This is a genomic window from Promicromonospora sp. NPDC060204 (assembly GCF_042728455.1).
Classification (GTDB): Bacteria; Actinomycetota; Actinomycetes; order Actinomycetales; family Cellulomonadaceae; genus Promicromonospora.
In genome coordinates, this window is sequence record NZ_JBHWZO010000091.1 from 1 (window position 1) to 21859 (window position 21859).

The following is a 21859-nucleotide window of genomic DNA, read 5'->3' on the forward strand; positions in this document are numbered from 1 at the left end:
CCGCCGGCGCCCCTGAGCAGGGCGGCCGGCGGCGCGGCGCGCGTGCCAGCGGGGTAGCGGGGTAGCGGCCGGGCCGGGCGTCGTCCAGGCGGGGCCCGCTACTCGGGGTAGCGCTCCACCAGCTCGACCCGGACGACGGCGTCCGCGGGGAGGTCCACGAAGAAGTCGACGGTCGTCTCGGCCGTCCGTCCGGGCTTGACGCCCTCGACCACGGCCGTGCTCGTGTCGTACGTCGTCTTGCCGTCCTTGCTCTCGACGACCACGTCGACGAAGTAGTCGAACGTCCGCGTGCCGCTGTTCGTCACGGTGACCGGAACCCGGTTGATACCGGGTGCCATGGGGTCGATCGCCCCGAGCTCGACGTCCTTGCTCAGGTCGGCCATACCCACGTCTTCGAGCTTCGCGACGTTCAGCGCAGGCACCGTCGAGACGCCACCGATCTGGTTCTCGTAGGTGAAGCCCCCCTGCACCACGGCATGGATCTTCAGCACGTCGCCGGACTCCACGCCGTCGAGCAGGGCCTCCTCGCCGATGAAGACGGCCTTGGTCTCCAGCTCGTACTCGGCGCCCGGCTGGTTCACGCCCGCGCCGGCCAGGAACCGGTCCGGACCCGTGCTGTTGTCGAACTGCACGACCACGGCGTACAGCACGACGGCCCGCCCCTCGGCCTCGTCGGGGTTGTCCGCGACGGCCGCCCACTGCGCAGCGTCGAGCCGGACGAACTCCTCCAGGTCGGGGGTCGTGGCGCCGTCCTCCTCGTCCGGCGGCGTGGTGGCGCTCTCCTCGACGATCGTCCGCGCCGTGTCGGACACGAAGTCCGTCACGGCCGCCGCGGCGAACACGCCGAGCACCGCTCCGGCCAGCGAGAGCACGATGCCGGTGATCGCCGCGCCCCGCCCGACCGGCGGGTCGGTGCGGCGCGAGCGCGCGACCCCCACGATCCCGAGCACCACGCCGAGGATCGAGGGCACGAACAGCAGGCTGAGGAACAGCGACGAGATGCCCAGCACGAGGCTCGCCGTCGCCTGCGGGTTGGTCGGCGCACCCGGACCGGTGCCGGGCGCGCCCGGCACCTGCGAGTACGGCGCCTGCGGATACGGCGACTGCACGTACGGGGCCTGCGGATAGGGCGCCTGCGGGTACTGCGCCTGTTGGTGGGGCGACTGCGGGTAGGACCCCTGCGGGTACGACTCGTACGGTCGCGGCACCACGGACGGCGGGGTGGGCCCGGTGGCGGCGGACGACGGCGGCGCCATCGGCCGCGTGTCCCCGATCGGAGGATCCGGCGCGGTGAACCGCAGGTCCTGAGTCTCTTCCGACTCCCGCTCGTCCACCCGTGTACCCCCGTCGCCGCGTCGCACGTCTGTCACCGGCACCCGCCCCGTCGGAGCGACCGGCGCCCTCTCTGGCTCAACATCGTATGGGTCAAGCCCGGACAAATGTCGGAAAAAGCCCCGCCAAGACCGAGCGACCGGGTGAAAACCCCGGTCGGCTCACAGCCCGCCTCACGTCCCCACGTCGAGCTCCCCGACCACCTCGCCCAGCAGCTCACCCGTGGGCCGGAACCCGCACCGCAGGTAGAACTGCTCGGGGCTCCTGGCGTGGGTCGCGTCCCACAGCACCGTGATCCGCTCCACGCCGCGGCGTCGCGCCTCCGCGGCGACCTGCTCGACGGCGAACCGCCCGACGCCGCGCCCGCGGGCCGCCGTCGCGACGTTCAGCCGCCAGATGCCCGCACGGAAGGCCGGCTCCGGCTCCTCGGGGCTCCAGTTGGCCATGACGAAGCCGACGACCACTCCGTCGTCGGTCACCGCCCGGGGCCAGGCGGTCGGATGGACGTACGCCTCGGCGACCGACCAGACCGTGGGAGCGACCGGCTCGTCGTCACCGGCCTGCGGCGGCAGGCGCAGGACGTCGCCGAGATTGTCGACGCTCAGTTCCTCGAGTCGCAGCACCATGGTTCCTCCCGTCGCTGCATCGTGGTTCCGAAGGTACGCGGAGCCACTGACACCCCCGGCCGACAGGCCAGGGCGGGGCGCCGGCACCACGTGCCGACACCCCGCCGTCGTCGTCCTTGCTCGCTCGCTTGCTTGCTCGGAGCAGTGACCTACTGCCCGGTGAACACGAACTGCGAACCCGGCTCCTTCTCGACGTCCCCCTCACCGGAGTTGGTGACGGTCACGTTCGACAGGATCGCGTTGCCGCGGGCGCCGCCCATCGCGAGGATCCCGGACCCGTTGTTCGACCGGTCGATCCGCACGTTCGTGATCCGGACGTCGGGCATGTTGCCGCCGCCGTTCTTGAACTGGATGCCGTCGTACGTGGAGTCGACGATGTCCGTGTCGCGGATGGTGACCCCGGTGATGTCGTGGGTCTGCGGGAAGATCGTGATCGCCCCGAACTCCTGGTCCTCGTTCCAGAACGCCCCACCCGTGCGGTACAGGCCGTTGTTGGCGATGAGCGTGGTCCCCGAGAACGGCAGGGGGTCGTGGTCCGTCGCCAGCATGATGCCGGGGTAGTTCATCGTGTCGTAGACCAGGTTGTTCTCGATGGAGTTGTCGTAGCCGCCGTAGATGGCGATTCCGTTCGCGCGCCACGGAAGCTGGACGGTGTTGTTGCGGAACGCGTTGTCGTGGCCGATGTCGACGTTGCGGTCCTTGACGTACGGGTTGGCCCAGACGGCCAGCGCGTCGTCGCCGGTGTTGCGGAACGACGAGTTGAACACGAGCGAGTTGCGCGTGCCGTTGCTGAAGTTGATGCCGTCCGCGTAGGTGTTGCGGATGCGCATGCCGGAGAACTCGACGCCGTCGCCCGGCCCCCACAGCTCGGGGATGTTGGTGTAGTCGCGACCCACCCACACGCCGACGTTGGCGTGCTCGATCCACACGTTGGTGATCTTGGTGTTCTGCCCGAAGCGCCCGTTGAGGCCGACGCCGCCCTCCTCCTGGCCGTTGTTGCCGCGGATGTCGCCGGAGCCGAAGATCGCGATGTCGGAGATCTGGACGTTGTCGTCGATGTCGAACCCGAAGTTGCCCTCGTGCGGGTGGTTGATGACGCCCGGCGCGAGGTGCGGCTTGATGAGGCTGTAGAGCTGCGAGTGCCACATGCCCGCGCCGCGGATCGTGACGTCGCTGATGCCCACCTGGTTGTGCGTGCCGCGGTTGAGCGGGTCGTCGGTGAGGATCTTCTTCTCCTGGCGCCACTGGCCCGCCGGGATCCACACGCAGTCGATCTCGCCCTCCTGGTTCGCGGTGACGGCGGCCTGGATGGCGGCCGTGTCCTCGAGCCCGTCATTCGGGACCGCGCCGTACTCGGTGATCGACGTGCACTGCGCGGGCTTCGAGGTGGCCGGCGCCACCTGCTCGAGCTCGACCAGGTCGATGATGTAGAACGCGGCGTCGTCCCCGGCGTCGCGCTGGAGCTTGAACACCGTGCCCGCCGGGAAGGACCGGCTGAGCAGCGCGTGCGACTCGTCGAAGAGGCGGCGCGCGTCGCCGCCCGGGGTGTTGACGAGGCCCTCGGGCTGGTCGGTCGTCCCGTACAGCCAGGAGTGCTTCGAGGAGAGCGTCAGCTTCTGCACGAACTGGCCGTCCGCGTAGAGGCTGATCGTCTTCTCCTGTCCCCCGCCGCCTGCGGCGTCGGGGATCGAGTTGCGGACGACGATCGAGTTGGTCTGGTTGGTGGACGTGAACTGCACGTACTGGCCGGTGCTGTTCAGCCGCACCGACTCGCGGCCCGACGACTCGGTCGCGAAGTTGGCGTGCCCGAACGTGCGCAGCGGGTCGGTCTGCAGCAGCGCGCCCGTGTACTGGCCGGCCTCGGCCTCGTAGGTGGTGTACGGCACGGCGGCGCCGCGGCCCACGGTCACCGCGAGCGTGCCGGTGTTGTTGTCCTCGTTCGTCTCGTCGACGACGTCGGTGGCGTCGGCCGTGGCGGTCACCGTGACGCCCCCGTTGGTCGCCGTCCACGTCGCGGACGGGGTGACGGTGACGGTGCCGCCCGCCGGGACGGCCGGCGTCGTGCCGTTCAGGGTGGTCGAACCCGCCACCACGCGGGTCACCGAGCCGGCCGCGACCGCCTGGTTGCCCCGGTTGCGCACCTGGACGGAGAAGGTCACCGCCGCGCCGACGGCGGGGTTGGCCGGGTTGGAGGTAACCGAGACGACCTCCAGGTCGGGCCCGGGCGCCTCGCCGACGACGAGCTTCGCCGTGGCCGTGAAGGCGTTGTCGGTCTCGTCCTGCTCGGCCACCGTGTTGCCGGGGTCGACGACAGCGCCGACCGTGTACTCACCGGCAGGCTTGGTGCCGGCCGCGACCTGCACCTGGGCGGTCGCGCCGGGCTGGAGCGCGGCGACGTTCGCCGAGCCGGCCGTGCTGCCGCCGAGCTTCCCGTCCAGCGTCGTGGCCGCCGAGGCCCGGTCGCCCGTGTTCTTCACGGTCGCCGTGAGCGTCAGGGGCGTGGTCGCGGTGGGCGACGCCGGGGACGCCGTCACCGCCGTGACCGTGAGGTTCGGGTTGGGTGCCGGGGCGCCGTAGACCTCGACCTCGGCGACCTGTCCGTTGCCCGCCCCCGTGTTGGCCGTGAAGCGCAGGCGCACGTCCGTGACGGTGCCGGTGACCGGGATGTCCACGAGGTTGCCGCTCCCGGGCGCGAACGCGTACCCGGCGGACGCCTTGATCTCCTGCCACGCGCCCGTTCCCGAGCGCCCCCAGACCGAGAAGGTCTGCGTGCGCGCGCCCCAGGCGGCGTCCGGGTTGACGCGGACGCGCACGCTGCTGACCTGCGTGGGCGCGGCCAGCGAGACGTCGAGCGTCGACGGGTACTGCCCGCCGGCACCCTCCCAGTACGTGCCGGTCTGCCCGTCCACGGCGTTCGCCGCGACGTACGTCCACTCGGTCGACGACGCCGCCGCCGGACGGTTCAGCGCGTAGTTGGTGCCGGTCGGGTCGGTGGGATCGGTCGGGTCCGGCGGGTCGGTCGGGTCGCCGCCGCCGGTAGGCGTGCCCCAGACCTGGAGCTCGGAGACCTGGCCGTTGCCCGCGCCGGTGTTGGCGCTGAACGCGAGGCGCACCTCGTCGGCCTCGGCGTCGAGCGGGATCTCGACCGTGTTGCCGCTCGCCGGGTCGAAGGCGTACGCCGCGGAGGCCTTGAGCGTCCGGTACGACGACTCGCCGTCGGACCGGCCGAGCACGCTGAACGTCTGGGTGCGCGGGGACCACGCGGCGGGCGGCGGGAGCTTGACGACGACGCGCTCGACGTCGGAGTCCTGCCCGAGGTCGACCGTGAGGTGCGCCGGGTACTGCCCGCCCGCGCCCTCCCAGTAGGAGGCGGTGTTCCCGTCGTTGGCGTTGCCCGCGACGTAGGTCTGCGTCACGGACGACGCCGTGATCGGCTTGCCGAGGGCGAGGTTGGTGGCGTCCGCGGCGTGCGCGACGACGGCCAGGCCGAGCGGTGCGACGAGCGCCAGCGCGGCGCCCGTCACGACCGTGTGCTTCCAGGGGATTCTCATGAACGTCCTCGTTCTCCCGCCGGTGGCGGGCTCGGCCACCCTGGGCAACGGCGCCCGACGTCGGCGCGACCGGGCCGGTGCGCGTCGACGTCCTGGGTGGGTCGGGTCGGCGCCACCGAGGCAGCCCGAGAGGGGCTGCGTGCCGGGGGCGAGAGTGCAGAGTTGCAGTACGTGCACTGCTTTGTGCTCGTTGTCTGTCAAGTTCTTGCAGTCTTGCGGTTCGGATATTACGAGGGCGAAACCTGGGACGTCAAGGGTCCGGAGCCACCCGGAAGCGCTGGCATCATGGCCCGCATGTCCGACGCCGCACGCCTCACCTGCCCGTTCTGTCACCGGGCCGTCTCGCGGGCCACGCTCCGCCTCCACTCGTGGTGGCACCAGCGGCGCCGCCGGGACGGCCAGCAGAAGGAGCACGTGACCCTGACGCCCGACGCCCGGTACGAGGGCTCGCTCGACGGCGTTCCCCAGGCCTACCGCCACCAGGTCTGCGGGGCGGGCACGGGCATGCCCGAGGAGATCGTCCGCAGCTACCTGGCCAACCCGTTCCTCTACGGCGACCGCTCGTTCTGCACCGGCTGCGGCGACTACGTGTCCAAGGCGGAGCTGCGCTGGATCGAGACCGGCCAGCCGCTGCGCGAGTACTTCGACGCGCTCCGCGCGACGGCGACGCCGGAACTACGCGCGCGGGCGCACGCGCACTATCGCGGTGCGGCGGACTTGTAGGGCTGGACGCCCGGGCTTGACCGGCGGGTGCCGGGACCCCGCCAGGCGAAAATCCCCCACCCCCGCGGTGGTGCGCCGCACGCGACAGGCGGACGGTGGAGAGATGGATCCCAGCACCAACACAGCGCCGACCGACCCGGCACCGACGGACCCCGCCTCCGCCGAGGCCGCCGCCGTGTCCGAGCGTCTCTTCGGCGCCGTCCTCGGCACGGTGGACCTGCTGTCGGCCTTCCTCGGCGATCGCCTCGGCTGGTACCGCTCCCTGGCCGACGACGGCCCCGCGACCGCGCCCCAGCTCGCCGAGCGCACCGGCACGGACGCCCGTTACGCCCGCGAGTGGCTGGAGCAGCAGACCGTCACCGGCCTGCTGCGCCTCGACTCGGACGGCGCCCCCGACGCGCGGGTCTTCAGCATCCCGCCGGGCACCGCGGAGATCCTGACCAACCCGCACCACCTCGACCTGCTCGCTCCCGTCGCCCGGATGTTCGGCGCGGTCGGCGGCGCGCTCCCCCAGCTGCTGGACGCCTACCGCACCGGCGGCGGCGTGAGCTGGGACGACCTCGGCGACGACGCGCGCGAGGGGCAGTCCGACATGAACCGGCCGTGGTTCGAGCATCGGCTGGCCGACGCGCTCGCCGGCGTCGCCGACCTGCACGAACGGCTCGGGCGGCCCGGCGCCCAGGTGCTCGACGTCGGCTCCGGCGGCGGCTGGTCGAGCATCGCGCTCGGCCGGGCCTACCCCGGCGCGGCGGTCCACGGCATCGACATCGACGCGCCGTCGGTGGCGATGGCCACCGAGAACGCGCGCGCCGCCGGCGTCGGCGACCGGGTCCGCTTCTCCCACGGCGACGCAGCCCACCTGCCGGAGGGCGGGTACGACGCGGCCTTCGCCTTCGAGTGCGTCCACGACATGCCGCGGCCGGTCGAGGTGCTCGCCGCCGTCCGGCAGTCCCTCGCGCCGGGTGCCCCGCTCATCGTGATGGACGAGGCCGTGGCCGAGACGTTCGCGCCGGACGGCGACGACGTCGAGCGCCTGATGTACGGGTACAGCATCTTCATCTGCCTACCCGACGGCCGCTCCAGCCGGCCGAGCGCCGCCACGGGGACGGTGCTGCGGCCCTCCCTGCTGCGGGAGTACGGCGCGGCCGCCGGGTTCAGCGAGTTCGAGGTGCTGCCGATCGAGGACTTCGGCCTCTTCCGGTTCTACCGGATGAAGGAGGCGGGGACGTCCTAGAGCTGGGATCCGCCGCCGTCCACCACCAGCTCGGCCCCCGTGGTGTAGGTGGCCTCGAACAGCAGGAACGCCACCGCCCGGGCGATCTCGTCCACCGTGCCGAGGCGCCCCATGGGGTTCTCCCCCGCCATCTGGGCCTTGGTCTGCTCGACCGCCTCCGGCGGCATCGACTTGGCCAGGATGCCCGAGTCGATCGGCCCGGGGCTCACGGCGTTGACGCGGATGCCGCGGGGCAGCAGCTCGCGGGCCAGGCTCCGCGCGAACGACCGCACGGCGGCCTTCGTGGCCCCGTAGGTGCTGAGCATCGGCAGCCCGAGCGCGTTGGCGACGGAAGTGGTCAGCACGACGCCGCCACCCGGGGCGATCAGCGGCGCGAGCTTCTGCGCGGTGAAGTACGGGCCCTTGGTGTTGATCGCGAACAGCTCGTCGAACATGCCCTCCTGCGTGGCCTCGAAGGGCGCGAAGCCGTTGATGCCCGCGTTGGCGAAGAGCCCGTCGATGGTGCCGAACTCGGCGCGCACCCGGTCGGTCAGCGCGTCGATGTCCGCGAGGGACGAGGCGTCGCTGCGCACCGCGACCGCGCGGTCGCCGAGCTCGGCCCGCGCGGCGTCGAGGGCGCCCTGGTCCCGGCCGGTGATCAGCACCCGCGCGCCGCGTGCGGTCAGCAGCCGCGCCGTCTCCAGGCCGAACCCGGTGCTACCGCCGGTGATGACGATCTTCTTGTCTGCGTACTCGCTCATGGCTCCAGTCAACGGCCACGACCGGCACGCGGTCCAAGACCTGTTGCGCACCCGGCCATAGCCGAACTGCATGTCATAGACTGACATCATGACGGTCGACGAGAACCTGGACCTGGATCTGGACCTGCGGCTGATCCGGTACTTCGTCGCCGTCGCCGAGCACGCCGGCTTCGGCCGCGCGGCCGACGCGCTCCACCTCGCGCAGCCCTCGCTGAGCCGCCAGATCCAGCGGCTGGAGCACCAGCTCGGGGCCCGTCTGCTCGACCGCACGCCGCACGGCAGCGTGCTCACCGCGGCCGGGACCGCCTTCCTTCCGCACGCGCGCGCCCTGCTGGGTCAGGCCCGGCGGGCGGCGGCCGTGGCCCGGGAGGCGGGCACGTCCCGGACGTTCACCCTCGGGCACACGGGCGGCACCGACGTCGGGGACGTGGCCCGGGCGCTGCGCGCCCGCCTGCCCGGCGCCCTGGTCCGCACCCGGCACCTGGAGGAGGCGAGCGCAGCGCAGGCCCTGCGTGACCGCGCGGTCGACGGGCTGATCGCCCGCCTCCCGCTGCCCGCCGAGAGCCTCCGCGTGGTCCCCCTCTACCGGGAGCGCCGGGTGCTCGCCGTCTCGACCGCCCACCCGCTCGCCGGACGCACGAGCGTCACGCCCGGCGAGCTCGACGGCGAGGCCCGTGTCTCGTGCGGCGCCACGGACGAGGCCTGGACCTCGTTCTGGCGGCTGGAGGACGGCGGCGGCGCGCCCGTCCCGCTCGCCCCCTCGACGGTCGAGACCTTCGAGGACAAGCTGGAGCTGGTCGCCGCCGGCGAGGCCGTGGCGATCCTCCCGGAGGGGGACCGCCGGCTCGCCCTCTGGCCCGGCGTGACCACGGTCCCCGTCGTCGGGGCCGAGACCGTCCAGGTGGTCGCGGCCTACCGCACGGGCCCGGACGCGTTCGGCGACGCCTTCCGCGACGCGGCCACGGAGGCCCTGGGTGCGGGGCCGGCCGACCGGCCGGCTCCCGTCCCGCCGGCTCCCGCCTCGCCGGCTCCGGCCCCGCTGGCCCCCGTGGCCTGACCGGTCAGGACGTCGTCCGCACGCGGACGGTCGCGATCTGGAACGGGCGCAGCTCCAGGCCGATCGGTTCCCCGCCCGCCCAGGTCTGCTCGCCGAGGTCGCGCTCCAGGAGGTCGGTGCGCCACGCCGTCGAGAAGGGCGTGCCGAGCCCGAGGGTGACCGCGGTCCGCGCGCCCTGCGCCTCGTACAGCCGGACGACGAGGTCGCCCGACCGGTCCTCGGCGAGCTTCACCGACTCGACCAGGACGGACGGGGCCGAGACCGTCACGATCGGGTCGACGGCGGCGTCCGGGTCACCCTGCACACGGCGGGCCGGGAGGTTGAGCCGGTAGCCGGCGGCCGCGGCGTCGAGCACCGTCGCGGCCGGGCCGATCGTGGTCCGGAAGACGTGGGACCCCTGGTCGGCCTCGGGGTCCGGGAACTTCGGCGCGCGCAGCAGCGACTGCCGGACCAGGGTCGTCGTGCCGCCGTCGGCGCGCGTGGAGCGGGTCACGTCGTGCCCGTACGTGGACGCGTTGGCCACGACCACCCCGAACCCCGGCTCGCCGACGTGCACCCACCGGTGGGCGACGGTCTCGAACCGCGCGACGTCCCAGGACGTGTTCGCGAAGGTCGGCCGCATGACGTGCCCGAACTGGATCTCGGAGGCGAAGTCGTCGGCGCGCACGTCCACGGGGAAGGCGAGCTTGAGCAGCTTCTCCTGCTCGTGCCAGTCGACCTCCGTCTCGACCTGCAGCTCCGCGGCGCCGGCGGCGAGCCGGAAGCGCTGGACGATCGTGGAGCCGCCGTGGGTGTGCGTCACCGTCAGGGCGTCGCCGGCGACCTCGACGGCGTCCGGCGTGCGGAGCTCGGTGACGGCGTTGGCATAGGAGCGGTCGATGTCCCACGCCTCGAACATGTTGGGGCGGTCCCGGAAGACCTGCAGCAACCCGGCCTGCTCGCCCTCGGGGACGACGTCGCGGCCCGACGCCAGGTCGACCAGGGAGACCAGGAGGCCCGCGGCGTCGAAGCGCGCGGAGAGGCGGCCGTTGTCGAGGCGGTAGCCGCCGGGGACGGCGGCCGGGGTCACGTCCGACGTCGGGCCGTCCGGCGTCGGGCCCGCGCCCGGATCCCGCGGGGCGAGGACCGCGGCGCCCAGCGCCGGCACGTCCCCGTGGGCGAACGGCGCCGCATTGAAGACGACGGTGGCTCCCCCGTCGCCGGCGAGCGCCCGCTGGGCGGTCGCGATGATGCCCTCCAGCTCCTCGCCGATCCGCCGGTAGGCCTCCTCGGCCTCCTCGTGGACCCATGCGATCGCCGAGCCGGGGAGGATGTCGTGGAACTGCTGGAGCAGCACCGTGTGCCAGATCGTGTCGAGCCGCTCGTAGGGGTAGTCGAGCAGGCCGCGGACGGCGGCCGTCGCGCTCCACAGCTCGGCCTCGCGCAGCAGGTGCTCGCTGCGCCGGTTGCCGAGCTTGGTCCGGGCCTGGGAGGTGTAGGTGCCGCGGTGGGTCTCCAGGTACATCTCGCCCGTCCAGACGGCGGGGTGCGGCAGGTTCTCCTTGGCCGCCGCGAAGAAGTCGGCCGGCGCGCCGAGCGTCACCCGCGGGGAGCCCTCCAGGTCCCGGGTGCGGCGCGCGGCGGCGATCATCTCGCGGGTGGGCCCGCCGCCGCCGTCGGACCAGCCGAACAGGGTGACCGACGTGTTCGACGTCGCCTTCTCGGCGTGCTGCCGCTGCGCCTTGGCGAGGTCGGCGGCGCCGAGGTCCGAGCCGTAGGTGTCGTTCGGCGGGAAGTGCGTGAAGAGCCGGGTGCCGTCCAGGCCCTCCCAGAGGAAGGTGTGGTGCGGCATCCGGTTGGTGTCGTTCCAGGACATCTTCTGGGTGAGGAAGCTGTCGGTGCCGGCCGAGCGCGCGATCTGGGGGAAGGCCGCGGTGAACCCGAAGGAGTCGGGCAGCCAGGCCTCCCGCGAGAGCGTCCCGAACTCGCGGAGGAAGAACCCCTGCCCGTGCAGGAACTGGCGCACCAGCGCCTCGCCGCCGGGCAGGTTCGTGTCGCTCTCGACCCACATGCCGCCCACGGGGACGAACCGGCCCTCGGCGACCCGGGCCCGGATGCGCTCGAAGAGCTGGGGGTAGTACTCCTTGACCCACGCGAGCTGCTGCGCGCTGGAGCAGGCGAAGACGAAGTCGGGGTCGGCGTCCATCAGGTCGAGCACGTTGGAGAACGTGCGGGCGGCCTTGCGCACGGTCTCCCGCGTGGGCCACAGCCAGGCGGAGTCGAGGTGCGCGTGGCCGACGGCGACGATCGAGTGGGCGGTCGCGTGGGCGGGGGCGGCGAGCACGCCCGCGAGCTCGCTCCGGGCGGCCGCGACGGTCGTCGTGACGTCGTCCGGGTCGATCGCGTCGCACGCCCGGTCCAGCGCGGCCAGGATCTCGGCCCGGCGCGGGAGGCCCGCGTCGAGCTCGCGCACGAGGCCGACGAGCGCGGTGATGTCGCTCAGCAGCGCGTCCACGTCGAGGTCGCGCTCGACGAGCGTGACGTCGCGCAGCGTGTAGACGGGCTCGGTACCGGCCGTCGCCTTGTGGCCCAGGCGCGCGATGCGCGAGGTGCCGGCGGGCAGGAAGGTCCCCGGGAGCGCCGCCGCCATCCCCGCCGCCGGGGTGGGCGGGGCCGAGGCGAAGAAGTGCTCCAGCATGTTCGGGTTGGACGCCGCCTCCACGAAGACGTCCACCGCGTCGCCGTCGACGTCCACGACGTGGTTGAACGGCTCGACGCCCTTGATGATCGAGCCGTCCGGCCGGTACAGCAGGCCCTCCGCCTGGAAGGCGGGCATCAGGCGCGAGAAGCCGAGGTCGACGAAGAGCTGCACGGTCGTGCCCGCCCGCCCCCAGCCGTCCGGGACGGAGCCCGTGACGTGGAACCACGTGGTCCCCCAGGGCTTGCTCCAAGCCTGGCCCACCTCGAACGGCGTGAACTCGTGCGCCACGGCCTCCGCGAAGGGTACGGGCTCGTCGGGCACCTCCCAGGCCGTGACGCGGACGGGCGCCCTGCGCGGGAAGAGGGCGGGGACGAGGAGGTCGCGGACCGTGTTGTTGACCCGGTGCTCGACCTGGACGGCGTTGTCGTTCATGAGGGCACCGTAACAGAAAAGCTCCACGTGGAACTTTTCGCGCTGATAGGTTGAGGTCCGGCGAGCAACAGGAGGTGGGACGTGTCGCAGAGCGAGCGCGCCGAGGCCCCGGAGGGCACGGGGCCGGGCAGCACGGGGCTGGAGAGCACGGGGCCGGAGGGCCGGTCACGACCGCGCGGCAGGTATCCGAAGGGGATCCTGCGCCGGCAGCAGATCCTCGACCGCACCATCGGGGTGTTCGCCGAGCTGGGGTCCGAGGGCACCAGCCTGCGCGCCATCGGCGAGGCGATCGGCGTGAGCCACGCCGCCCTGCGCCGGTACTTCGACACCCGCGAGGAGCTCTTCCTCGAGGTGCTCCGCGAGAAGGACCGCCAGGCCCTGGCCGACGCCCGCGAGAGCGGCGCCGCGCCGACCGACTTCACCGCGCACCTGGAGGCCTACGCCCGGCGGACGCCGGGCCTCATGGCGCTGCGGCACAGCATGGTGGCCCGTGCGCTGGAGTCCGACAACGAGCACTCCCGCACGTTCTTCGTCGAGCGCTACCGGTCGCTGCGCGACGAGGCGCTGGCGATCCTGCGCGTCGCGCAGGCCGCCGGCACCGTGCGGTCCGACATCTCGCCGCAGGTGGCGGCCTCCCTGGTGATCGCCGCCATGGACGGGCTCTCGACACAGTGGCTGCTCGACCCGGACGTGGACATGCTCGAGGGGATGAGACTCCTGGAGGAGCTGCTGAGGCCGGCAGCGGGGCCGGCAGAGGGGTAGGGGCGGGCGACGAGAGGCGAGTCACCAAAAAGTTCCACGCGGAACTTTTTGGTGTTACGTTGACTCCTGCCCGGGCACCGCAGCCCGGAATGCTCGCAGAGAGAAGTCGACGTGGACGAGAACCCCCATCCCGTGCCCACCGACGCCGGCCCGACGGCCGTCGCCGCTCCCCCGACCCCGGCGTCCGCCGGGACACTGCGCTCGCGCTATCCCCAGGTCGCGATCCCGCTGGCGATCCTCGGATTCTCGATCGCCCTCGTCCCGCCGCTCGTCATCACCATCGCGCTGCGGCTGCGCGAGCTGGACCTGGACAACTCCGCCGCCGACCTCGGCCTGATCCTCGGCGTCGGCGCGGTCTTCTCGCTGATCGCCAACCCCCTGGCGGGACGGTTCTCGGACCGGACGACCAGCCGCCTCGGCATGCGCAAGCCGTGGATCTTCTCGGGTGCCGCCGTCGGCTACGCCGGGATCGTCATCATCGCCTTCGCCCCGAACGTGCCGCTGGTGCTCGTGGGCTGGAGCATCGCGCAGGTCGGCCTGAACTTCGCGCTCGCCGCGCTCGTGGCCATGCTCCCGGACCAGGTCGGTCCCGAGCGGCGCGGACGGGTGGCGTCGTTCATCAGCCTGGCGCAGAACGTGGGCGGCGTCGCCGCGACGTTCCTCGTGCAGCTCTTCCCGGCCGGGCTGATGCAGTACCTGGTGCCCAGCCTGATCGGCGTGGTGCTGATGGTCGTCATGGTGGCGCCCGTCAAGGACCGGGTGCGCACGGAGCGCACCCGGGAGCCCTTCGGCCTGCGGGCCCTGCTCGGCTCGTTCGTCTTCGACCCGCGCAAGAACCCGGACTTCGGCTGGGCGTGGCTCACCCGGTTCTTCCTGACCACCACGCAGTTCACCGCGACCAGCTACCTCACCTACTTCCTCATCGCGCAGTTCGGGGTGTCCGACGCCGAGGCACCCACGCTGGTCTTCCAGGCGATCCTCGCCAACGCGGTCGGCATCGTCCTGGTCGCGCCCCTGCTCGGCTGGCTCTCCGACCGGCTCCGGCGCCGCAAGCCGTTCGTGATCATCTCCGCGGCGATCGCCATCGTCGGGCTCACGGTGATCGCGCTGGCGCCGTCGATCGAGGTGGTGTTCCTCGGCGAGCTGGTGCTCGGCGCGGGTCTGGGCGCGTTCTTCGCCGTCGAGCTGGCCCTCATCGCGGACGTGCTGCCCAGCTCGGACACCGCGGGCAAGGACCTGGGCGTGGCCAACCTCGCGCAGTCGCTCCCCCAGTCGTTGATCCCGGTCGCTGCGCCCGGCCTGATCGCCGCGTTCGGCTATCCGGGTCTCTTCCTCACCGGCGCCTTCCTCGGCGTCCTGGGCGCGATCAGCGTCACCCGGGTCAAGCAGGTGCGGTAGGCGCCGTCCTAGGCTGTCCTCGTGGCGCTGGCCGTCTGCCTGCTCTTCGACAGGCCCACCGAGCGGGTCCTGCGACGGCTGTGGCAGCGACTCGAGGACCAGGGCGTGCCCACGCTCGCGAGCCACACCCACCGCCGGCACGTGCCGCACCTCTCCCTGGCGGTGCTGCGCTCCTGGGACCTGGACAAGGTGCGCGCCGCCATGGAGGCCCTGCCCGACGCCGGCCCCACCACCGTGCGGTTCGACGCCGTCGCCGCGTTCCGCCGGGGCCGGATGAGCCTGGTCCCGGCGGTGACGAGCGCGCTCGCGGCCCGCCAGGAGCGGGTGGTCGAGGCGCTCGGCGCGACCGACGAGGAGCTGCACAAGCACTACGTGCCCGGCGTCTGGACGCCGCACGTCACCGTGGCCACCCGCGCCCGGCTCGACCAGACGCCGCTGGTGCTGGAGGCGGTCTACGAGATCGTGCCGCTCACCGGCACGCTGAACCGGGCCGCCCTGGTGGACGCCGGGACCGGGATCGCGTACCCGCTGAGGCATGTCCCCTGAGCGACAGCCCAGGCGGTCACGAACGTCCCGGGGTCAGCACGTCGACGCCGTCGAGCGTGAACGTGCCGCTGACCACCCGGACCTCCACGGTGTGCTGCCGGTTCGCCAGGTCACGCAGCCAGTACGACGTCTCGCGGGTGCCCACGGGCCCGACCTGCACGGTCGTGGGCGCGCCGCCGTCCACCGCCACCTCCAGGGTCGCGGCGGCCGTGGCGCCGAACAGGTTCAGGCCGGTGCCGCGGAACGCCACGTCCACCGACTGCCCCACCTTCAGGACGTGCTGCGTCCGGTTGAAGTGGGCGTAGCCCGCCTGGGTGAACGTGAAGCCGTCCGGGTAGGTCAGCCGCGCGTCCGAGTCGTCGATCTTCTCCGACGCCCAGGCGTGCCCCGGCACGGCGGTGACCGCGAGGTTGTCGTACTGCGTGTTGTAGAACCCGCTGGTCAGGGCGATGCGGCCCGTCAGCACCGGGTTGGCCGCGGCGTCGGTCCACCGCGCGAGCCGGTCGCCGTCGAGGGTCGCCGTCACGACGTTCCCGCGCGCCTCGACCGCGAGCCGGTGCCACCGGGCACCGTCGAACCCGGCGACCGTGCCCGAGGCCACGACCTGGTCGAGCTTGCGGAGCTGCCAGCGGCCGTCCTCGTGCACGCGGACCGCGTAGGTGGCCTGGTCGCCGCCGCGGGCGTAGACCTGGCGCACGCCGAGCCCGGCGAAGTTCTCCAGCGCCGCGTCGCGGTCCACGGCGTCGAGCCGGAAGTCCACCGCCGCGGTGTAGCCGGCCCAGCGGTGGTCGCCGAGCACGGTCGACGGCGCCGCCGTCTGGAGCACGTCCTGGCGCCCGTTGCCCCAGACGTTCCAGGTGAACCCGCGGTTGCCCGCGTTGATCTGCTGCTGGAGCACGTGGCCGCGCCGCCCGTCGGCGTCGACCACCTCGAAGGCGCCGTCCTGGTCCGCCGTGTACCGCGGGGTGCCGCCGCGCCGCTCCAGGTAGGTCATCTTCTTGCCGCCGACCTTCGTCACCGGGTACCCGGCGTACTCGAAGTCGTCGCGGTACGGCAGCGGCAGGATCGTGTCCTCGGTGTCGGGCGCGAAGTCGCCCGGCGCGTACGACTCCGTCGTCCCGCCCACGCCGTGCGCGAGCGTCGACAGCGTGACGATCGAGTACGCGGGCACCTTCACGCGGTAGACGTCGTGCTCGACGCCGCCGACCGTCTCCGTCCGGACCGGCTCGTAGACGCCGGTGTTCTGGAAGTAGTTCGCGTCGTAGGTCTCACCGGCGTCCGGTCCGCGCGTCTCCCACGCGTACAGCGGCCGGTCGGCGGGGCCCAGGTCCGCGACCTTGACCTCGAAGTACCGGTCGGTGCGGGTGTTGTTGGCGTGCACCTGCGACCACTGCGCCTCGCCGTCGGCGTCCGCGGGCGTGCGGGCGGTCAGGACCGTGCGGGTGGAGGTGTCGACGTTCGTGCCGCCGTCGCCCTTGGTGCCGTCGCCGCCCGTGGCGCCCTCGACGTACTCCCAGCCGTCGCCGACGAACTGGTGGAAGTGCCACACGGCGACCAGGCCGACGTCGCCCTCCCAGTAGCCGGACCACGGGTCGGAGGCGCGCACCAGGTGCTTGGGCGAGTACTGCGTGCCCTCGTACATGGCGCTGACTGCGGGCTGGAACAGGAACGTCGTCATGTGCGCGGGGTCGTTCCCGGCGCCGCTCCAGCGGTAGGCGTTGATGAACCGGTCCGCGATGTCGGCGGCCGAGACCGTGCCGCCCACGCCGCCGCGCGCCGGGTCCGCCGCGACCCGGTACTGCGGGTCGATCATCGGGGCCACGCCCTCGGAGTACAGGATCTCCTTGCCGAACTCCTTGTTCAGCCGCGTGACGTTCGGCCCGCCCACGATGTCGTAGTGGTACGCCAGGGCGTCGATCTGCTCCAGCGCCGCCGGGTCGGCCAGGATCCGCGCCGCGACGGCGTCGCCCTCGCGGTAGGAGTCCAGCGCCACGATCTTGATGTGCGAGTAGTCGTACCGGGCGTCCGGCGCCGCGGCGTCCCGCTCCAGCCACTGCGCGAAGCGGACCGTCCACGCCAGCTCCGAGGCCTGATAGGTCGCGCCGCGCACCTCGTTCTGCGACGGGCTCATCCAGTCGATCTCCACCCCGTACGTGTCGTACGCGGCGTCGATCGTCTCCTTGTACCACTGGTACCGCTTCACCGGGTCGTTGCCGGTCCAGGACGGCTCGCCCCAGCGCAGCGCCTCGGTCTCGATGTCCGGGTTGATCGTCAGCGCGTCCGCGATGAAGTGGAAGCCCGCGCCGCGCAGCACGTTCGCGGGCTCGTCGGCGCTGCGCTTCGTAGCAGGCTCCGCCCCCGACGAGCTGTTGCTGTCCGCGCCGAGCTCGACCTTGATGTGCTTGAGCCCCGCGCCCGTGACCGGGTCGAAGAGCATCCGCATGATCCGCCAGTACGCCTCCGGCTGCTCCTCCTTGTAGTCGAGCAGCAGGTTGGAGGTGTTGTTGCAGGACACCGAGCCGAACCCGCCGAACGTGTTGAATGCGTCGCCGTCGGCGCGCCGCTCCACGTCGTCGCCGTCAACCAGGAGCTCGCGCCAGTCGATCGACGGGTCGTCGAGGCGGAGCACCGGCAGGTCCGGCTGGGCGGTCGTCGTGGCCGACGACGGCGTCGTGGTCGCGTCGCGCGGTGCGCTCGCGCTCGCGCTGGGGGCCAGGAGGCTGCCCGCGGCGAGGACGAGGACCGCGGCGACCGCGGTGGATCTGGCCGTGCGGCGGTGGGGACGTGACATGGGCACTCTCCGTCGTCGTTGACTGGACCGGGCACACGGGGCGACGATCAGCGATGATCGTTCATGATCGTTTTGAACGACCCGCCCGTGCTCTGCTCAGCCCGAACGTAGGCGGCGGCACACGGCAGGGTCAACATTCTGATCGATAGTGATCGAATCAGGCGCCCGGCCGGGACGCCTCAGCAGCTCCCGTGGGCTGCGTCGTCCCACCAGGCCAGCACCCGCGCGGCGTGGAACGTGAGCCACTTCGACGGCTGGCCCGCGTCGACGTCGACCTCGAACCACACGCGGCCCGGGTGGCGCCGCGCCTGCAGCCAGGTGCCGTCCGGCTGCCGCTGCGCGCGGACCAGCTCGACGGCCTCCGCGACCCGCGCGTCGGGCGGCGTGCCGCGGAGCTCGGCGGCCGCGCGGAAGTAGTCGGTGGCGCTGAGCACGTCGTAGAACGACCGGAACGGGTAGGCGAGCCGGAACACCCAGTCGGCGACGGGCTCGCCCGTGGTCAGGCGCCGGATCAGGTGCCGCTCCAGCAGGTACTCCTCGGCCCGCTCCTGCGCCTGGCGGACGGCGTCCGTGCCACCCGTGGCCTCCTCGTAGGCGAGCAGGCCCTTGAGGGAGTTGAGCGTGGACCTGACCGAGGCGCGGGCCGATCCCTCGACCCACTCGCAGTTCCAGCCGCCCTCGTCCATCTGGTGCGCCACGAACCAGTCGGCGATGCCCTGGACGTCGGCCCCGAGCCACACGCCGTTGGCCAGTGTGAACCCGTTGATGCAGGCGTCCACCTCGCCGCCCCAGTAGGGCAGGTCGTCGTACTCCCAGCGGGCGTTGGCCGAGATCAGCGCCACGGTGTCCCGGTCGTGCAGCACCGCGGCGTCCAGGCCCCACTCGCGCAGCGTGTTGAGCGACCACGTGGTCGCCGTCCACGGCTGCCCGGCGCCGGGCTGGGCCTCCGGTCCGGAGAAGTCGAAGCCCGCGGGGAAGAACGCCCCGCCGGCCCACGTCCCGGCGTCGTCCTGCCGGGCCAGCAGGCCGGCCCCGAGGCCCTCGGTGGCCACGCGGGCCCGGGTGGCGCGCCAGACGGCGTCGGGGGCGCGTGCCAGGTCCCGCTCCACCTGCCAGCGCAGCGCCGGGTCGCTGTCGAGCAGCCACGCCAGCACGTCGTCGGACACCCGGGAGGAGGTCATACGCCGAGACTAGAGCGCGACCGTCGCACGTTCCAGGCAAGTGCGGGTGACCTGCCGCCCGGCGTTGCGACCCGATTCGACCCGGCATACGTTCGCGCCATGACCAACGTTGCCGAGACCATCGTCGAGATCATCGAGGACGCAGGGGTCGAGCGGGTCTACGGCCTGCCGGGCGACTCGCTGAACGGGTTCACGGACGCCATCCGGCGCAACGACACGGTGACCTGGCAGCACGTGCGGCACGAGGAGGCGGCGGCGTTCGCGGCGGCCGCAGAGGCCGCCCTGACCGGCGAGCTAGCGGTGTGCGCGGGGAGCTGCGGGCCCGGCAACCTGCACCTGATCAACGGGCTCTACGACGCCAACCGGAGCCGGGTACCCGTGCTGGCGATCGCGGCGCACATCCCCGGGGCCGAGATCGGCAGCACCTACTTCCAGGAGACGCATCCGCAGGAGCTGTTCCGCGAGTGCAGCGTCTACACCGAGCTGGTGAGCATGCCCGAGCAGCTCCCGCGGGTGCTCGAGATCGCGATGCGCACCGCCGTGGAGCGGCGCGGCGTCGCCGTCGTCGTCGTGCCGGGCGAGGTGTTCCTCGCCGAGAGCGCGGGCCGCAAGAAGTCGGCGCCGATCCGGGCGACCCAGCCCGTGGTGCGCCCGGGCGAGCACGAGCTGGGGATCGCGGCGCAGATCCTGAACGAGGCGAAGAGGGTGACCATCCTGGGCGGCGCCGGCACGGAGGGCGCCCACGAGCAGGTGGTCCGGATCGCCGAGAAGCTCAAGGCGCCGGTGGTGCACGCGCTGCGCGGCAAGGAGTTCCTGGAGTACGACAACCCGTACGACGTCGGCATGACGGGGCTGCTCGGCTTCGCCTCCGGCTACCGGGCCATGGAGAGCTGCGACGCCCTGCTCATGCTCGGCACCGACTTTCCGTACCAGCAGTTCTACCCGTCCAAGGCGCAGATCGTGCAGGTCGACCTGCGGGGCGAGCAGCTCGGCCGCCGCACGCCGATCGACCTGGGCCTGGTGGGCGACGTCGGCGACACGATCGAAGCCCTGCTCCCGCGGCTCGACGACAAGAGCAACCGCCGGCACCTCGACTCCTCGCTGAAGCACTACACGCGGGCGCGCAAGAGCCTCGACGAGCTGGCCGACAACGACCGCAACCGCGAGCCGATCCACCCGCAGTACGTCGCGCGGCTGGTCAGCGAGCTGGCGACCGACGACGCGGTGTTCATCCCCGACGTCGGCTCCCCCGTGGTCTGGGCCGCCCGGTACCTGACGATGAACGGCCGGCGCCGGCTCATCGGGTCGTTCAACCACGGGACCATGGCCAACGCCGTGCCGCACGCGATCGGCGCGCAGTCCGCGTTCCCGGGGCGCCAGGTGGTCGCGCTGGCGGGCGACGGCGGGCTCGCGATGCTGCTGGGCGAGCTGCTGACGATCCGGCAGAACAAGCTGCCCGTGAAGATCGTGGTGTTCAACAACTCGTCGCTGAACTTCGTCGAGGTGGAGATGAAGGCCGCCGGGTTCGTGAACTTCGGCACCCACCTCGACAACCCGAACTTCGCGGACGTCGCGAACGCCATGGGCATCCACGGCCAGCGGGTCGAGCAGCCCGACGACCTGGAGGGCGCCCTCCGCGCCGCCTTCGAGCACGACGGCCCGGCGCTCGTCGACGTCGTCACCGCGCAGCAGGAGCTGTCGATCCCGCCCGCGATCAGCGCCCAGCAGGTCAAGGGCTTCACGCTGTACGCGATCCGCACGATCATGTCCGGCAAGGGCGACGAGCTGGTCGACCTCGCCGACACGAACGTGTTCCGGCGGCTGTTCGACTAGGCGGCGGGCGGGCGGCTCAGAGCTGGGTGGTGCCCGGTTCTGTGGCCGGTTTCGTGGCCGGTTTCGTGCCCGGTTCTGTGCCGTGCTCGACCGCGAGCGCCAGGGTGGTCCACGGGTCCAGGCCGGCCCCGGCGCGCTGCTCGGCGTCGGCCCGGTCCGTGCCGAGCGCGGCGCGGACGGCCGTCCCGACGGCGGCGAGCTCCTCGGCGTCGTCCGGGTCCGGGACCTGGCCCAGGTCGGCGAACGCGCGCCGGGCCAGGCCGAGCAGGCGGGCCGCGCGGACCAGGTCGTCGTCGGCCACGGCGGTCGCGGCGGCCCCGACGTACGCGTACGGGACGAAGTCGCGGTACCCGCCGCCTACGATCCGGGACCGGCTGGTCGCGAACCGCGCGCGGGCCGCGGCCGTCTCGCCGAGGCTGAGCTCCGTGAACGCCAGGTTGTGCAGCTCGGAGGTCACGGTGTCGTCGTTGCCCAGGGCCTCGTTGAGCTCGATGCTCTCCTGGTAGAGCACGCGGGCGCGCGGCAGGTCGCCCGCCATGCGGGTGACGCCGGCCAGCACGTGCCGCGGGCGCTCCTCCAGGCTGCGGTCGCCCGTGCGGACGGCGACCGCGAGCGCCTCCGAGGCGATCCGCGCCGCCTCCGTCAGGTCGCCGCCGCGGATCGCGAGCCGGGACCGCATGTAGAGCGCCTCGACGAGCGCGGGCAGGTCGTCGGCGGCGCGGGCCCGCGCGGCCTCGTCGTCCGCCAGGCGCGCGACGGCGTCGTCGTCCCCGCGCCGGAACGCCGCGCGCGCGGTCTCGCTGAAACTCATCCGGGTCGCCTCTCTCGTAGCCCCGGTGAGCCTAGCCGGGCGGGGCCGCCGACCGGGCGGCCGTCGACGGACGCTGCCGCCCATCGGCCTGACGCAGCTCACCTTTGAGGCCCAGGTTTCTTCGCTTTGGAGCGCTCGAGAGCGAATAAACCTGGGCCTCAA

15 protein-coding genes are annotated in these 21859 nt (G+C 72.6%); 7 read left to right on the plus strand and 8 right to left on the minus strand.

The genetic code is table 11. From position 1 onward, the window contains the following. Positions 1-98 precede the first annotated feature (98 nt). The 3 genes from ACFWEJ_RS13620 to ACFWEJ_RS13630 form a co-directional block, all read right to left on the minus strand. Positions 99-1370, minus strand: a complete 1272-nt coding sequence (locus ACFWEJ_RS13620; protein WP_377229734.1) for a DUF4190 domain-containing protein — start codon at positions 1368-1370, stop codon at positions 99-101. 135 nt (positions 1371-1505) lie between these two features. Next, complete coding sequence (locus ACFWEJ_RS13625) at positions 1506-1958, minus strand: GNAT family N-acetyltransferase (protein ID WP_377229735.1); 453 nt, start codon at positions 1956-1958, stop codon at positions 1506-1508. A 149-nt stretch (positions 1959-2107) separates the two neighbouring features. Next, positions 2108-5509: a CARDB domain-containing protein gene (locus ACFWEJ_RS13630; protein ID WP_377229736.1), complete on the minus strand. Its 3402-nt coding sequence runs from the start codon at positions 5507-5509 to the stop codon at positions 2108-2110. A gap of 294 nt (positions 5510-5803) precedes the next feature. On the opposite strand from ACFWEJ_RS13630, the gene ACFWEJ_RS13635 reads away from it, so the two are divergent. Then, the gene (locus tag ACFWEJ_RS13635) at positions 5804-6232 is read left to right on the plus strand and encodes a hypothetical protein (RefSeq protein ID WP_377229737.1); all 429 of its coding nucleotides are present in this window, start codon (positions 5804-5806) and stop codon (positions 6230-6232) included. 103 nt (positions 6233-6335) lie between these two features. Then, entirely contained in the window at positions 6336-7466 is a 1131-nt protein-coding gene (locus ACFWEJ_RS13640; RefSeq protein ID WP_377229738.1) for a class I SAM-dependent methyltransferase, read from the plus strand. Here the strand turns inward: ACFWEJ_RS13640 and ACFWEJ_RS13645 are convergent. After that, entirely contained in the window at positions 7463-8206 is a 744-nt protein-coding gene (locus ACFWEJ_RS13645) for an SDR family oxidoreductase (protein ID WP_377229739.1), read from the minus strand. The genes ACFWEJ_RS13640 and ACFWEJ_RS13645 overlap by 4 nt on opposite strands. Before the next feature lie 88 nt (positions 8207-8294). Between ACFWEJ_RS13645 and ACFWEJ_RS13650 the strand changes: the two genes are divergently transcribed. Then, positions 8295-9263 carry a LysR family transcriptional regulator gene (locus ACFWEJ_RS13650; RefSeq protein WP_377229740.1) on the plus strand — a complete coding sequence of 323 codons (969 nt, stop codon included), beginning with the start codon at positions 8295-8297 and terminating at the stop codon, positions 9261-9263. 4 nt (positions 9264-9267) lie between these two features. On the opposite strand, the gene ACFWEJ_RS13655 is transcribed toward ACFWEJ_RS13650, so the two are convergent. Beyond that, complete coding sequence (locus ACFWEJ_RS13655; protein ID WP_377229741.1) at positions 9268-12375, minus strand: alpha-mannosidase; 3108 nt, start codon at positions 12373-12375, stop codon at positions 9268-9270. Between the two features lie 81 nt (positions 12376-12456). Here ACFWEJ_RS13655 and ACFWEJ_RS13660 point away from each other — a divergent pair, with 81 nt between their 5' ends. From ACFWEJ_RS13660 to ACFWEJ_RS13670, 3 genes are all read left to right on the plus strand, one after another. Beyond that, complete coding sequence (locus tag ACFWEJ_RS13660; RefSeq protein WP_377229742.1) at positions 12457-13137, plus strand: TetR/AcrR family transcriptional regulator; 681 nt, start codon at positions 12457-12459, stop codon at positions 13135-13137. Between the two features lie 111 nt (positions 13138-13248). Next, the gene (locus ACFWEJ_RS13665) at positions 13249-14535 is read left to right on the plus strand and encodes an MFS transporter (protein ID WP_377229743.1); all 1287 of its coding nucleotides are present in this window, start codon (positions 13249-13251) and stop codon (positions 14533-14535) included. 21 nt (positions 14536-14556) lie between these two features. Further along, a complete protein-coding gene (locus ACFWEJ_RS13670; protein ID WP_377229744.1) occupies positions 14557-15081 on the plus strand; it encodes a 2'-5' RNA ligase family protein in 525 nt (174 codons plus the stop codon). Positions 15082-15097: 16 nt separating this feature from the next. On the opposite strand, the gene ACFWEJ_RS13675 is transcribed toward ACFWEJ_RS13670, so the two are convergent. Both ACFWEJ_RS13675 and ACFWEJ_RS13680 read right to left on the minus strand, forming a co-directional pair. Beyond that, a complete protein-coding gene (locus ACFWEJ_RS13675) occupies positions 15098-17872 on the minus strand; it encodes a hypothetical protein (protein ID WP_377229745.1) in 2775 nt (924 codons plus the stop codon). 179 nt (positions 17873-18051) lie between these two features. Beyond that, complete coding sequence (locus ACFWEJ_RS13680) at positions 18052-19053, minus strand: squalene cyclase (protein WP_377229746.1); 1002 nt, start codon at positions 19051-19053, stop codon at positions 18052-18054. Between the two features lie 99 nt (positions 19054-19152). Here ACFWEJ_RS13680 and poxB point away from each other — a divergent pair, with 99 nt between their 5' ends. Continuing rightward, positions 19153-20886 (plus strand): ubiquinone-dependent pyruvate dehydrogenase, encoded by a 1734-nt coding sequence (gene poxB / locus ACFWEJ_RS13685; RefSeq protein WP_377229747.1) that lies wholly within the window; start codon positions 19153-19155, stop codon positions 20884-20886. A 16-nt stretch (positions 20887-20902) separates the two neighbouring features. Here the strand turns inward: poxB and ACFWEJ_RS13690 are convergent, their stop codons facing one another. Further along, positions 20903-21697, minus strand: coding sequence for a tetratricopeptide repeat protein (locus ACFWEJ_RS13690; protein ID WP_377229748.1), 795 nt, complete (start codon positions 21695-21697; stop codon positions 20903-20905). Positions 21698-21859: the final 162 nt, after the last annotated feature.